This is a genomic window from Nocardioides sp. Soil_C_8, from assembly GCF_057656315.1.
The window spans coordinates 1,522,989-1,536,403 of the sequence record NZ_JBDGKQ010000001.1; the positions used below are offsets into that span (position 1 = coordinate 1,522,989).

At 73.0% G+C, this 13,415-nt stretch carries 16 protein-coding genes; 7 read left to right on the forward strand and 9 right to left on the reverse strand.

All coding sequences use genetic code 11. The annotated features are described in order from the left end of the window. Nucleotides 1-59 precede the first annotated feature (59 nt). The 3 genes from chrA to AC3A3L_RS07475 form a co-directional block, all read right to left on the reverse strand. Complete coding sequence (gene chrA / locus AC3A3L_RS07465; RefSeq protein WP_487639367.1) at nt 60-1,421, reverse strand: chromate efflux transporter; 1,362 nt, start codon at nt 1,419-1,421, stop codon at nt 60-62. Nucleotides 1,422-1,423: 2 nt separating this feature from the next. Then, nucleotides 1,424-2,053, reverse strand: a complete 630-nt coding sequence (locus AC3A3L_RS07470) for a DUF2238 domain-containing protein (RefSeq protein ID WP_487639368.1) — start codon at nt 2,051-2,053, stop codon at nt 1,424-1,426. Nucleotides 2,054-2,123: 70 nt separating this feature from the next. Next, entirely contained in the window at nt 2,124-3,023 is a 900-nt protein-coding gene (locus AC3A3L_RS07475) for a cation diffusion facilitator family transporter (protein ID WP_487639369.1), read from the reverse strand. 138 nt (nt 3,024-3,161) lie between these two features. On the opposite strand from AC3A3L_RS07475, the gene AC3A3L_RS07480 reads away from it, so the two are divergent. Further along, complete coding sequence (locus tag AC3A3L_RS07480) at nt 3,162-3,788, forward strand: vitamin K epoxide reductase family protein (RefSeq protein ID WP_487639370.1); 627 nt, start codon at nt 3,162-3,164, stop codon at nt 3,786-3,788. Nucleotides 3,789-3,798: 10 nt separating this feature from the next. Here the strand turns inward: AC3A3L_RS07480 and AC3A3L_RS07485 are convergent, their stop codons facing one another. Beyond that, nucleotides 3,799-4,131 (reverse strand): ArsR/SmtB family transcription factor, encoded by a 333-nt coding sequence (locus AC3A3L_RS07485; RefSeq protein ID WP_487639837.1) that lies wholly within the window; start codon nt 4,129-4,131, stop codon nt 3,799-3,801. Between the two features lie 53 nt (nt 4,132-4,184). On the opposite strand from AC3A3L_RS07485, the gene AC3A3L_RS07490 reads away from it, so the two are divergent. Continuing rightward, nucleotides 4,185-4,937, forward strand: coding sequence for an ABC transporter permease (locus AC3A3L_RS07490; protein WP_487639371.1), 753 nt, complete (start codon nt 4,185-4,187; stop codon nt 4,935-4,937). A 42-nt stretch (nt 4,938-4,979) separates the two neighbouring features. Continuing rightward, entirely contained in the window at nt 4,980-6,248 is a 1,269-nt protein-coding gene (locus AC3A3L_RS07495) for an MFS transporter (protein WP_487639372.1), read from the forward strand. Between the two features lie 354 nt (nt 6,249-6,602). Here the strand turns inward: AC3A3L_RS07495 and AC3A3L_RS07500 are convergent, their stop codons facing one another. The 4 genes from AC3A3L_RS07500 to AC3A3L_RS07515 all read right to left on the reverse strand — a co-directional run bounded on the left by AC3A3L_RS07500 (nt 6,603) and on the right by AC3A3L_RS07515 (nt 10,050). Next, a complete protein-coding gene (locus AC3A3L_RS07500) occupies nt 6,603-7,613 on the reverse strand; it encodes an aldo/keto reductase family protein (RefSeq protein WP_487639373.1) in 1,011 nt (336 codons plus the stop codon). A 43-nt stretch (nt 7,614-7,656) separates the two neighbouring features. Then, nucleotides 7,657-7,884, reverse strand: a complete 228-nt coding sequence (locus AC3A3L_RS07505) for a biotin/lipoyl-binding carrier protein (RefSeq protein WP_487639374.1) — start codon at nt 7,882-7,884, stop codon at nt 7,657-7,659. A gap of 73 nt (nt 7,885-7,957) precedes the next feature. After that, nucleotides 7,958-9,256 (reverse strand): hypothetical protein, encoded by a 1,299-nt coding sequence (locus AC3A3L_RS07510; RefSeq protein WP_487639375.1) that lies wholly within the window; start codon nt 9,254-9,256, stop codon nt 7,958-7,960. A gap of 11 nt (nt 9,257-9,267) precedes the next feature. Next, nucleotides 9,268-10,050, reverse strand: coding sequence for a carbon-nitrogen hydrolase family protein (locus tag AC3A3L_RS07515; RefSeq protein WP_487639376.1), 783 nt, complete (start codon nt 10,048-10,050; stop codon nt 9,268-9,270). A 67-nt stretch (nt 10,051-10,117) separates the two neighbouring features. Here AC3A3L_RS07515 and mobA point away from each other — a divergent pair, with 67 nt between their 5' ends. From mobA to AC3A3L_RS07535, 4 genes are all read left to right on the forward strand, one after another. Further along, a complete protein-coding gene (gene mobA, locus AC3A3L_RS07520) occupies nt 10,118-10,696 on the forward strand; it encodes a molybdenum cofactor guanylyltransferase (protein ID WP_487639377.1) in 579 nt (192 codons plus the stop codon). A 46-nt stretch (nt 10,697-10,742) separates the two neighbouring features. Next, nucleotides 10,743-11,066, forward strand: a complete 324-nt coding sequence (locus tag AC3A3L_RS07525) for a DUF6457 domain-containing protein (RefSeq protein WP_487639378.1) — start codon at nt 10,743-10,745, stop codon at nt 11,064-11,066. A gap of 4 nt (nt 11,067-11,070) precedes the next feature. After that, nucleotides 11,071-12,039 carry an NAD(P)H-quinone oxidoreductase gene (locus AC3A3L_RS07530; protein ID WP_487639379.1) on the forward strand — a complete coding sequence of 323 codons (969 nt, stop codon included), beginning with the start codon at nt 11,071-11,073 and terminating at the stop codon, nt 12,037-12,039. Nucleotides 12,040-12,224: 185 nt separating this feature from the next. Continuing rightward, complete coding sequence (locus AC3A3L_RS07535) at nt 12,225-12,866, forward strand: bacterial proteasome activator family protein (RefSeq protein ID WP_487639380.1); 642 nt, start codon at nt 12,225-12,227, stop codon at nt 12,864-12,866. Between the two features lie 4 nt (nt 12,867-12,870). Here AC3A3L_RS07535 and AC3A3L_RS07540 read toward each other — a convergent pair whose 3' ends face one another. Further along, nucleotides 12,871-13,413: a hypothetical protein gene (locus tag AC3A3L_RS07540; protein WP_487639381.1), complete on the reverse strand. Its 543-nt coding sequence runs from the start codon at nt 13,411-13,413 to the stop codon at nt 12,871-12,873. Nucleotides 13,414-13,415: the final 2 nt, after the last annotated feature.

Genomic DNA, 13,415 nt, shown 5'->3' on the forward strand with positions numbered 1-13,415 from the left:
CCGCCGATCCTGTCAGCCCGGTCCACGCAGGCTCGTCGGCCGTGGGTGTCCGGGCGTCCTCAGAGCGTCGCGAGCCCGATCACCACGCCGGCGAGCGCGCAGGCGCCGAGGGTGCGGAGCACCGACCACCTCCGCCAGAAGACGAGGCCGAAGCCGAGGCCGGTGATGGCGAGCGCTGCGACGTCGAGGGAGCCGAGGACGGGGTACTCGACGTCGAGCGGGCCGGCGGTGAGCCGTGCGGTCTCGTCGAACAGCGTGTGCAGGGCGAAGAACACCGCGAGGCTCGCGATGACGCCGACGACCGCGGCGGTGATCCCGGCGAGTGCAGCGGCGAGGTCGCGGTTGCCGCGGAGGCGCTCGACGTACGGCGCCCCGAGGAGGATGAAGAGGAAGCAGGGGACGAACGTCACCCACGTCGTCAGGAGCGCGGCGAGGACGGCGGCGACCCACGGGTCGAGGTCTCCCGGAGCCCGGTAGGCACCGACGAAGGCGACGAACTGGACGACCATGATCAGCGGTCCGGGGGTGGTCTCGGCGAGCGCGAGGCCGCGGACCATCTCGCCCGGCAGCAGCCAGTGGTAGACCTCCACGGCCTGCTGGGCGACGTAGGCCAGGACGGCGTAGGCACCACCGAACGTGACGATCGCCGCCCCGGAGAAGAACAGGCCCTGGTCGACGAACGTGCTCTGCCGGCCGAACAGCAGCGCCGCACCGGCGACCGGGGCGAACCACACGACCAGGCCGACGACGAGCGTGAGGGCCGCCCGGCGACCGGACGGCCTCTCGGCGTGGAGCTGGTCGTCGCTGATGAGGGGCGGCGGCCCGTCGTCGACGGCCGACCTCGGCGGTCGGGTGAGGCCGGGGATGCGGCGACCGAGCACCCAGCCGACGACCGCCGCGACGAGCACGACGGCCGGGAACGGTGCGCCGAGGAAGGTCAGGGCGACGAACGACGCCACGGCCAGTGCGACCAGGGCGGGATGGCCCAGCCCCTTCCGTCCCACTCGGACGACCGCCTGGACGACGATGGCGATGACCGCGGGGGCCAGGCCCAGGAACAGCGCCTCGACGAGCGTGGTGTCGCCGTACGCGACGTAGACGGCCGAGAGCGTGAGGAGCGCCGCGACGCCGGGCAGGACGAACAGGATGCCCGCGACGAGTGCGCCCTTGACGCCGTTGAGCAGCCAGCCGACGTAGGTCGCGAGCTGCTGGGCCTCGGGCCCCGGCAGCAGGGTGCAGTAGGACAGCGCGAACAGGAAGCGCTGCTGGCCGATCCAGCGCTTCTCCTCCACGAGGGTGCGCTGCATGACCGCGATCTGGCCCGCCGGTCCGCCGAAGGTCTGCAGCGAGATGGCGAACCAGGCCCTGGCGGCCTCGCGGAGCGGGATCACGTCACGCGTGGGCCCGGTGGAGGCGGGCATGCTCAGGCCAGCGGGCGCGGATGCACCAGGTGCCCGCGCCGCCACGTGCGGTGGAGGACGACGGCCGCGACCACGGCTCCGGCGGTGCCGAGCGACAGGTCGCCCAGCGTGTCGGCGTACGCGAACTCGCGCTCCGTCGAGCGGCTGATGAAGGCGAAGAACTCAGCCACCTCCCACGCGATCGCGGCGGTCGCGCCGAAGGCGAGCGCACGCTCGAGGACGCGTCCGAAGCCGACGTCGCGCGGCAGGGTGAGGAGGATGAACGCCGCCGCGAGGAGGCCGGTGTTCATGAAGTGCATCCAGTCGTCGAACCACACGACCGTGTCGTAGAGGTCCATCCGGTTGCCGAGGATGTCGGTGAAGCAGGTGAGGGTGATGAGCAGGTCCGGCAGCCACGGGAACGAGATGCGGTCGCGCCACAGCGCCCACCACAGGACCGGCACGGTGAAGGAGATCAGCGGGTAGCCGATGGCCCGCATGCCGGCAGCCTTGTCGCGCAGGTTGGCCTGGTCGGGGTAGAGGACCGCGAAGAGCAGCATCAGGACCAGCGCACCCTTGGCGAGGACGTTGGCCGTCTTCGCCAGGGTGGGTGTCGCGGGGTGCTCGATCGTCGTCGCTGCCGCCTCGGTCACCCGGTCCCCCTTCTCGGCGCCACGACGGTCGGGCGGCCGGGCCCCAGTGTGTCAGGAGCGCTCGGAGCGCTCACCAGGTGGCTGCGTGGCACTCCTGCGCGGGGAGCGCCTCGACCTGGAGCGTCGCGTGCTCGATGCCGTGGCCCTCCCGCAGCGCGGCACCGGCCGAGGCAAGCACCACCTGGGCGTCGGCGCCGACGCGCAGGACGAGGTGGGCGGTGGCGACGTTCATGCCCGAGGTCAGCGTCCAGGCGTGCAGGTCGTGGACCTCGGCCACGCCGGACACGGCCTCCAGGTCGCGGACGACGGCCTCGAGGTCGACGTCGTGGGGTGCGTGCTGGCCGAGGACCGCCAGCACCTCGCGACCGAGCACCGCGGCGCGGACCGAGACGAAGACGCCGATCGCCACGGCGACGACGGTGTCCCACCACCCGTCGCCCGTCACCTCGACGAGGAGACCGGCCGCGAGGACGCCGACGCTCCCCGCCGCGTCGGCCACCACCTCGAGGTAGGCGCCCTTGACGTTGATCGACTCCGACGCCCCGCCACGCAGGAGCACCAGGCAGACGAGGTTGACGACCAGCCCGACGGCGCCGACCACCAGCAGCGGGCCCGACGCGACCTCGACGTCCTCGCCGATGCGGCGTACGGCCTCGACGACCACGTAGGCCGAGACCCCCAGCATGATCAGGACGGTCAGACCAGAGGCGAAGACCTCCGCGCGGTAGGAGCCGTAGGTGCGCCGGCCGGTGCCGTCGGGGCGGGTGGCGATCTTCGTGGCGACCAGCGCGGCGCCCAGTGCGACGACGTCGGCCGCCATGTGGCCGGCGTCGGAGATCAGCGCGAGGGAACCGGTCGCCAGACCGACCGTCAGCTCGACGCCGAAGAAGCTCGCGACGAGGCCGAACGCCAGGGCTAGCCGCCACCGGTGCCGGGCACCGGCGTGGCCGTGCCCGTGTCCTGCGCCCATCGCCGTACCTCCATCGTCGTCTGTCTACATCATCGCCAGATGGCGATGCCGCGTCAAACCCCGTCGGGCTGCGTGTTGGGCGATGCCGGAGGATGGGGGCGACCCGCACCGCACCGTTGCCCAGGAGACCGGCTCACCATGACCACCCCCTCCTCCGTCGACGACCTCGTCGACGTCCACGAGCCGCAGGAGCGCCCGCTCGCGATCGGACTGCTGGTCGGTGGGCTCATCGGCCTCCTCGCCTCGGCGGTGCTGCTGATCGAGCGGATCCGGCTGGCCGAGGACAGCAGCTACGTGCCGTCCTGCAGCATCAACCCGGTCCTCAGCTGCGGCAACGTGATGGAGTCGGCGCAGGCCGCGCTGCTCGGCTTCCCCAACCCGATCATCGGGGTCGCCGCCTTCCCTGTCGTCATCGCGACGGGAGCGGCACTGCTCGCGGGCGGCCGGCTGGCGCGGTGGTACTGGCTCGGCCTGCAGGCAGGGGTCACCGCGGCCTTCGCGCTCATCTGCTGGCTCGCCTTCCAGAGCCTCTACCGCATCGGCGCGCTGTGCCCCTACTGCATGGTGGTGTGGGCGGTCGTGATCCCGCTCTTCTGGTACGTCACGGCGCGCAACGTCGCCGCGGGTGCGCTCGGGGCCGACCCGGGCGGGCGGCTCGCGGAGGTGCTGCGCGACTGGCGCGGACCGCTGGTCTTCGGCACCTTCCTGGTGGTCGTGCTGCTGATCCTCGAGCGCTTCTGGTCCTACTGGTCGTCGCTGCTCTGAGGACCGCCCGTCACGAGTGCCGCTCCTCGTAGTGGTGCTCCGGGCCGACCCCCGTGAGCGCGAGCAGCCGCTCGGCCGTCGCGACCACCTCGAGCAGCTCCTCGCGGCGCGTCAGCGACCACACGGAGGCGCGCCCCTCGGGGCGCGAGGCCACCAGCCCGCAGTCCCTGAGGCAGGCCAGGTGCTTCGACACCGTGCTCTGCGCGAGGCCGAGGTGGGCGGTGAGGTCGACCACGCGGTGCTCGCCGAGCGACAGGTGGCGCACGATCAGCAACCGCGACGGGTCCGACAGGGCGTGGAACAGGGCCGCCTCGGCCGCCAGCCCGGTCGCCTCCGATCTCATCGCCACCCGACGATGCTAGCGGGACGAGGTCCCCGAGCGGCTACGGTCGCCGGGTGGGGAACGACGTCCTGGACTACGCCCGGTTCGGCGCCGGCCTGCTGGTCGTCGTCCTGGCGACGGTCCTGCTCGCGTGGCGCTCCGGCGTGGGGCTCGGCTGGACGCCGTTGACGTCGCTCGCCCGCGCGGTGCTGCAGCTCAGCATCGTCGCCCTCCTGCTGCGCGGGATCCTGGCGGTCCCCTGGACCGTGGTCGCCTTCCTGGCCCTGATGCTCGCGACGGCGTCGTTCACCGCGTCCGGGCGGCTCCACGAGCTCTGGCACGGCCGACGGGCCGCGGTCGTCGGCGTGGTGGTGGGCGCCGGGGTCTCCCTGTCGCTGGTGTTCGCCCTGCGGCTCGTCGACCTCGAGCCGCGCTACCTCGTCGCGGTGGCGGGCATCATCATCGGCAACGCCATGAGCGCGGCGACGCTGTCCGGCCGCAACTTCCTGCGGGGTGTCCGGCACCGCCGCGACGAGGTCGAGGCCTGGCTGTCGCTCGGCGCGACTCCGCGTCGGGCGCACCTCGAGATCGGCCAGGAGGCCGTGCGGGAGTCGCTGCTCCCCACCCTCGACCAGACCCGGTCCACCGGCCTCGTCACGCTGCCCGGCGCCTTCGTGGGCGCCCTCTTCGGGGGCGCGAGTCCCGCGGTGGCGGCGCAGTTCCAGCTCGTCGTGCTGGCCGGCATCGCCCTGGCGATGACCGTGACCGGCGTGATCGTCACGCGGCTCCTCGGCCGGTCGCCGTACCTGCCCCCGGTCCCGACCTGACCCGGCGTCGTCGAGCCCCTCCACCTGACCTAGCCTGCGCTGGTGGAGAGGCGACTGCTGGCGGACACCCGCCCCCTCGCCAACCCGCACTTCAGGCGGCTGTGGCGGGCCAACATCGTCACGGTCGTCGGCGCGCAGCTGACCGTCGTGGCGGTCCCGGCGCAGATCTACGCGATGACCGGGTCGTCGGCGTACGTCGGACTGACCGGCATCTTCGGCCTCGTCCCGCTGGTGGTCTTCGGGCTGTGGGGCGGCGCGCTGGCCGACGTCTTCGACCGCCGGACCCTGCTGCTCATCACCACGACGGGCCTGATCGCCACGAGCGCCGGCTTCTGGCTCCAGGCCGCGTTCGGCGCCGAGGACGTGTGGCTGCTGCTGTCCCTCTTCGCGGCCCAGCAGGCGTTCTTCGCGGTGAACCAGCCCACGCGCTCGGCCCTGCTGCCCCGGATCGTCGAGCCCGACCTGCTACCGGCGGCCAACACGCTCAACACCACCGTCATGCAGGCCGGCGGCATCGCGGGCCCGCTCGTCGGCGGCGCGCTCATCCCGCTGATCGGCTTCTCGTGGCTCTACCTGCTCGACACGATCACCCTCTTCGCGACGCTCGGTGCCGTCGTACGCCTGCCGCCGATCCCCGTCATCGGGGCGAGCGTCACCCCGGGCATCCGCGCGGTGGTCGACGGCTTCCGCTACCTGCGGACCCAGCCGGTGCTGATGATGTCCTTCGTCGTCGACCTGATCGCGATGGTGTTCGGCATGCCGCGGGCGCTGTTCCCGGAGATGGCGCACGTCTACTTCGACGGACCGGACGAGGGCGGCCTCGCCTTCGCGCTCCTCTTCGCCGCGATCCCGGCAGGTGCCGTCGTCGGCGGCGTGCTGTCCGGCTGGGTGTCGCGCGTCGAGCGTCAGGGCCTCGCGGTCGTCGTGTCGATCCTCGTCTGGGGCGCCGCCATGGTCGGCTTCGGCGTCGCCGCGCTCCTCACGCCGCTCGCCCCGGCACTGTTCCTCGCGATCGCGGTGCTGATGCTCGCCGTCGGCGGCGCGGCCGACATGGCCTCCGCAGCGTTCCGCATGTCGATGCTCCAGGCCGCCGCCGACGACGCCGTCCGCGGTCGGCTGCAGGGGATCTTCATCGTCGTGGTCGCCGGCGGACCACGCGTCGCCGACGTCCTCCACGGCGCGACCGCTGCCGTGACCGGCGCCGCCGTCGCGGCGGCCGGCGGCGGGGTGCTCGTGATCATCGGCACGGTCGTCGCCGCCCTCGCCGTGCCTGCCTTCGTCCGCTACCGGGTGACCCGGGTCGTCGTCTGACGCTCCGCTCGGACACGTGTCCGAGAAACGGCCCCTGAACACGGGGCACGAGGGCGACATCTCGGACACGTGTGCGCACGTGCGGCGGATGCGGCCCTCGAACCACCGATTCCGGGGCCACATCCGCCGCACGTGCGGTGGTCCACGGTCACCCCGTGGACGAGCCGAGGACGGTGCTGGTCGTCACCGTGGGAGACGTACGACGCACCCGCGACGCCGGCGCCGCCTGGGCCGAGGCTCACGTCCCCTGACAGGGATCGTGGAGGTTCGGTGCCACCAGGTGGCTCGAGACTTTCACGATCCGCCCGGAGTCACCGGGTATCCGGTGACTCCAGGCGACGATCCGGACAGACCTCAGACGGCGCGCGTCTTGGGCGTCCCCTCGGCGGTCTTGCCCGGGTCGCGTACGACGACGGAGCCGAGGGCGTCGTCGATGCGGGACATCACGTCCGCGTCGAGCTTCACGCCCGCGGCCTTGACGTTGTCGGCGACCTGCTCGGGGCGGGAGGCGCCGACGAGGGCGGCGGCGACGTTGTCGTTCTGCAGCACCCAGGCGATGGCGAGCTGGGCCATCGACAGGCCGCAGTCCTTCGCGACCGGCTCGAGGTCCTGGACGGCGGTGAGCACCTCGTCACGCATGAAGCGCGAGATCATGTCGGCGCCGCCCTTGGTGTCGGTGGCGCGCGAGCCCTCGGGCGGGGCCTGGCCGGGCTTGTACTTGCCGGTCAGCACGCCCTGCGCGATCGGGCTCCACACGATCTGCGAGACACCGAGCTCCTTCGACGTCGGCACGACCTCGTCCTCGATGACGCGCCAGAGCATGGAGTACTGCGGCTGGCTGGAGATCAGCTGGAAGCCGAGCTCCTTCGACAGCTCGACGCCGGCGCGGATCTGGTCGGCGGTCCACTCGCTGACGCCGATGTAGAGCGCCTTGCCCTGCCGGACGATGTCGGCGAACGCCTGCATCGTCTCCTCGAGCGGGGTCTCCACGTCGTAGCGGTGCGCCTGGTAGAGGTCGACGTAGTCGGTCTGCAGACGCTGCAGCGAGCCGTTGATCGACTCCATGATGTGCTTGCGCGACAGGCCGGTGTCGTTCTTGCCCTTCGGGCCGGTCGGCCAGTAGACCTTCGTGAAGATCTCCAGCGACTCGCGCCGCTCACCCTTCAGCGCCTCGCCCAGCACGGTCTCCGCCGCGGTGTTGGCGTAGACGTCGGCGGTGTCGAACGTCGAGATGCCCTCGTCGAGCGCCGCGCGCACGCACTTCTTGGCGACGTCGTTCGCGACCTGGGAGCCGTGGGTGAGCCAGTTGCCGTAGGTGATCTCGGAGATCTTGAGTCCGCTGTTGCCGAGGTATCGGAATTCCATTCCTCCGACACTAGCCACGCGCGCCAGCGCGCGATCGGGTGCCTCAGTCGAGCACGACGAGGATGTCGCCGTCCTGCACGACGTCGCCCTCGGTCACCTTGACGGCGGTGACGGTGCCCGCGCGCTCGGCGAGCATCGGGATCTCCATCTTCATCGACTCCAGCAGCACGACGGTGTCACCGGCCTCCACGCGGTCGCCCTCCGCGACCTCGATGGTGAGGACGTTGGCGACCAGCTCGGAGACGATCTCGAGGGAGGTGGGGCGGGCCATGGACCCGACGCTAGCGGTTACCCGGGCGTAGCCGCTGATCGCGGCACCGGCCCGCAGCAGGCCGTGGGCGGACTCAGAGCTCGGCGAAGCGGCGCGGCTCGGGACGGTGCGGCCCGGCCTCCTCGGCGCGGCGTCCGCCGCGTCCCTTCGGCCCGGTGAGGGCGAGGTCCGCGCGGATCACGAGCCAGCCGATCAGCAGTCCGAGGGCGAGGGAGTACGCCGCTCGCAGGCCCGCCTCGAGGTAGGAGGTGTCCGGGTTGACCAGCCCCGTCGCCAGCGGCACGGTCGCAGCCACGCCAAAGGCGCAGAACCACCACCCCTGGCGCCGCCGGGCACGGACGTGCGTGCCCCACACGAGCGCCGGGATGCCGAGCAGGACCACGAGCGGCCGCGGGAACGCGCCGATGCGGGCCGCGGTCCAGTCGGCGAAGTCGAGGACCGACGACACAAAGCTCTGCGCGCCGTAGCGCCGCAGCAGCTCGGCGTACGCCAGCGTCGCGAAGAGGACGCCGAGACCGATGGCGACGACGATCATCCCCCGACGACCGAGGCCGTGCAGGCCCGCGCCGAGGCGGTAGACGATCGCGAGCACCAGGACGAGCGCCAGCAGCAGGGAGACGATCTCGAAGCGCTCGATCGCGACGGTGGGCTCGAAGCCGACCGCGGCGAAGGCGGCGACCGCGGCCACCAGTGAGGCGATCAACGCCTCGCGCATCGCCTTCCAGCCGGTGATCGCCGGCACCGTCACCATGACGGCGTACACGCTGCCCACCACGCACGTCATCACCGCGGCCCCCGTCGGGAGCACCTTGCCGCCCACCAGGAGGCTGGCCACGGCCAGCACCAGTGCGAGGCCGGCGGAGACGAGCGCGCGACCGGCGGTGCGGGTGGCCAGCAGCCAGGAGAGCGCGGTGACGACGGCGGTGGCGCCCGCGCCGTCGAGCCACCCGGGCGCGGTGCCGGTGTCACCGAGGGCCGGGACGTCGCTCAACGTGCCGCTCAGGGCCGACCAGCCCAGGGCGACCGCGCCGAGGAGCAGGACGGCGAACCAGAAGGCCAGCAGCGACCGACGGGGTCCGTCGGGGCCGGTCTCGTCCGTCTGGGCCGGCTCGGCCGGCGCGGTGGGACGAACGGGTGTCACGGGTACGGCGCGGGGCTCGGGGGCCGGCTCCTCGACCGGCTCCGCGACCGGGGCGGGCACCGGCTCCGCACGAGGCGCAGGCGCGGGCGGCGCTGCTGTCTCGTCCCGGACAACCCGCGTGGGCTCGGGCGCGGGTGCCTTCCGCTTCAGCCGCAGCCGCGAGGGCGGGCGCTCGGCAGCCCGCTTGCCGCGGGAGGACCCGCGGGGGCTGTCGGAGGACGGGGAAGGCACGACGGAGGAGGTTACAGCCGTCGGTTGGCCAGCGACGGATTGGTGCGGCGGGCCTCGTCGAGGTCGGCGCGGTCCAGGACCGCCTCGATGACCTGATCGGCGCCGTCGGCCTCGGCGAGGACGTCACCCAGCGGGCCGATGACCGCGGAGTGACCGACGTAGCGCGGCTCGGGCTGCCCGGCGCCGACGACGAAGCAGGTGTTCTCGATGGCGCGGGCCGCGAGCAGGGTCCGCCAGTGCGCGACCTTGCGGTCGCCCGGGAGCCACGCCGCGGGGACGACGAGGACCTCCGCACCGGCGTCGACGAGGCGTCGCGCCAGCTCGGGGAAGCGGAGGTCGTAGCAGGTCATCAGGCCGACCTGCCAGCCACCGACCTCGACGACCACCGGCTCGACCGCGCCGCCGGTGAGGCGGTCGGACTCGCGGTAGCCGAAGGAGTCGTAGAGGTGGATCTTGCGGTACGTCGCCGGGCTGGGCCCGCCGGCGACGAGGGTGTTGAACGGTCGGGCGGGGTCGTCCGCGACCTCGAACATCCCGGCCACCACGGTGGAGGAGGTCGCGTCGGCCACGCGCGCCACCTCGCGGGCGAACGGGCCGTCGGCCGGCTCCGCGAACGGGCTGACGTCGGACCCGGCCTGGCCGAAGTCACGGGCAAAGGCCTCCGGGAGGACGACGAGGTCGGCCCCCGGCGACACCTCGGCGAGGCGCGCGCGGTTGGCGTCCGGGTCGAGCCCGCTCGCCCACTGGTGGACGCGCACGCGCAGCTGGTCGGCCAGCCCTGGGGTGGGGTCCATGACCCCAGCGTAGAGCGGCCACCCTGCGGGCGGCGTCGGGCGCACGTGCGGCTGGGAGGATGCCGCCATGGACCTCGACCTCACCGCCGGCGGCTTCTGCGGCGTGGTCCTCGCAGGCGGCACGGCCGCGCGGATGGACGGGGTCGACAAGGCGTCCGTCGAGCTGGCCGGCCGGTCGCTCCTGGAGTACGCCGTCGACGCGTTCCTCGACGCCGACGAGGTCGTCGTCGTCGGACCGGACACCGTGCGGACCGCGCGGCCGGTGACATGCGTCGTGGAGGACCCGCCCCGCGGCGGGCCGGTGGCCGGTCTGCTCACCGGGGTCGACGCGCTGCTGCGCGAGCCCCGCCTCGTCGGTGTGCTCGCAGTGGACATGCCTCGGGTCACCGCCGCGACGATGCGTCGCCTGCGCGAGGCGGCGGCCGGCCGGGACGGGGCGTTCCTGGTCGGCGGCGACGGCCGTCGGCAGCTGGCCGGTGTGCTCGACGCGGCCCGCCTGGCCGTCGTACGCCCCGACCGGGAGGGGCAGCACGGGATGGCGCTGCACCGCCTGCTCGCACCCCTCGACCTCGCCGCGGTGCCGGCCACCGGTGAGGAGGCCGTGGACGTCGACTCGTGGGCCGACCTGAGGGACCTGCGGCGCTGACGGGGCTCCCTTGCCGCACCCGGGTGGGGTGCGAGAGATTGGACCCGTGAACCTCCACGACTGGATCGACGAGCTCGCCGACGTGCTCGACGTCGAGACCGAGGTCGACGAGGGGCTGGTCCTCGACCTCGCCCGCGTTGCCGCGCAGAACGTGCAGAAGACCGCGGCGCCCATCACCGCCTACCTCTTGGGCGTGGCGGTCGGGGCGGGCGACGCGGACCCGGAGGAGGTCGAGCGGCTCGCCGCCCGCGCCCAGCAGCTCGCCGAGAGCTGGGACCGACCGGCCGACGCCAAGGACCCCGACGACATCGACGACGAGGTGCCCGACGACTCCTCGGTCGACCACTCCAGCGACCTCTACGAGGACTGATCACGTGCGTGCTGCCGTCTCCACCGGGTCCGGCGGACCCGACGTCCTGTCCGTCGGCGAGGTCGACGACCCGCGCCCGGCCGCCGGGGAGGTGCTGCTCGACGTCGTCGCCACTGCCGTCAACCGCGCCGACACCCTGCAGCGGCAGGGCTTCTACCCGCCGCCGCCCGGCGCCTCCGACATCCTGGGCCTCGAGTGCAGCGGCCGGATCGCAGAGCTCGGCGAGGGCGTCGAGGGCTGGAAGGTCGGCGACGAGGTCTGCGCGCTGCTGGCCGGCGGGGGGTACGCCGCCCGCGTGGCCGTGCCGGTCGGCCAGGTCATGCCGGTGCCGTCCGGCGTCTCCCTGGTCGAGGCGGCGTGCCTGCCCGAGGTCGCAGCGACCGTCTGGTCCAACGTCTTCATGACCGCCCACCTCGAGAAGGGTGAGCGTTTCCTCGTGCACGGCGGTGGGGGCGGCATCGGCACGATGGCGATCCAGCTCGCAGCGGCCCGCGGCGCGGAGGTCTACACGACCGCCGGCTCCCCCGAGACCCTCGAGCTGTGCCGCTCGCTCGGCGCGGAGCGGGCGATCAGCTACCGCGACGAGGACTTCGTCGAGGTGCTCGACGAGGCCGGCGGCGCCGACGTCATCCTCGACAACATGGGAGCCAAGTACCTCGGCCGCAACGTCACCGCCCTCGCCACCGGGGGCCGCCTGGTCATCATCGGGATGCAGGGCGGTGCCAAGGGCGAGCTCGACATCAACGCGCTCCTGCGCAAGCGGGCCTCGGTGACCGCGACGTCGCTGCGCGCCCGGCCGCTCGCCGAGAAGGCCCAGATCTGCTGCGGGGTCGTCGAGAACGTCTGGCCGCTCGTCGCCTCCGGGCAGGTGCGCCCGATCGTCGAGACCACGCTCCCGCTCGAGGACGTCGCCCGCGCGCACCAGCTGATGGACGACGGCGGCCGCGCAGGGAAGATCGTCCTGACCCTCTGAGGCTTCCGCGGGCGGTGAGTGACCCACATTCGGCTTGCTCGGGATGTGGTTCACGCACCGCTCGTACGGCGAGTCGGAGGACGACACGCCGCGGGCGGTGTCCCACCCACATTCCCCTCCTCCGGAATGTGGCTCACGCACCGCGCCCGAGGCGGCGACCACCGGGCGGGTCATAGGGTTGGGCCATGACCGACCAGCAGCAGCCCGAGTCCACCGGCGGCCCCAGCGGCCAGGAGGAGGACCAGGTCGTGGTCGTCGGTCCCGACGGCCAGCCCATCGGCACCATCCCGGCGAGCGCTCTCCCGGCGATGACGCAGGTGGCGGACGACGGTGACGACGAGGACGGCGACGGCGAGCGGCACATCACCGAGCTGGTCGAGCAGCCGGCGAAGGTCATGCGGATCGGCAGCATGATCCGCCAGCTCCTCGAGGAGGTGAAGGCCGCGCCCCTCGACGAGGCCAGCCGCAACCGCCTCAAGGACATCCACGCCGCCTCCATCAAGGAGCTGGAGAGCGGCCTCGCCCCGGAGCTGGTCGAGGAGCTCGAGCGGCTGTCGCTGCCGTTCACCGAGGACGGCACCCCGTCGGAGGGCGAGCTGCGGATCGCGCAGGCCCAGCTCGTGGGCTGGCTCGAGGGCCTCTTCCACGGCATCCAGACGGCGATCTACGCCCAGCAGATGGCCTCGCGCGCCCAGCTCGAGCAGATGCGCCGCGCCCTTCCGGCCGGCCACGGCGGCCACGCACCGCAGCCGCCGACCGGCATGCCCAACATGCCCACCGGTGGCGACGACGACTCCGCCGGCAACCGCGGCGGCATGTACCTCTGACGCCTCAGCGCACGAGACGACGTACGACGACCATCCCGAGCGCGCCGACGACCCCGACCGCGGCGGCGGACCAGAGCAGTTCCTGACCGCTCGCCTCGTCGAGGGCGACCATCGATCGTCCCGGCAGCGGGTCGCGGGGGTCGCCCAGCGCCTGCAGCGTGGCGTCGTACGCAGCGTCGGTGGTGAGCACCGAGCCGCTGCACCGGTCGGACGCGAGGCGGCCGTCCTCGTCCACGTGGGCGAGCACGACCATCCTGGTCCCGGTCGCCCAGTCCACACCGCAGGATGCCTCTCCCGCGTCGGGCGTCACGACGTCCTGGCTTCGGCGCACGTCGCCGGTGCGGACGTCCTCGACCGTGAAGAGGTGGGCGACGACGTCGCCGTCCGCGCGCTCGCTGGCCAGGACGCCGACGAAGGCGACGTCTGCCCTGTGCGCGAGGTCGACCGGATCACCGCCCACGCAGCTGCAGGCCACGGCCGGACCCGCGGAGCCGAGCACCAGCCCGCCCGCCAGCACCGCCAGGGCGGCGAGGACGCGGGCGAGCACGA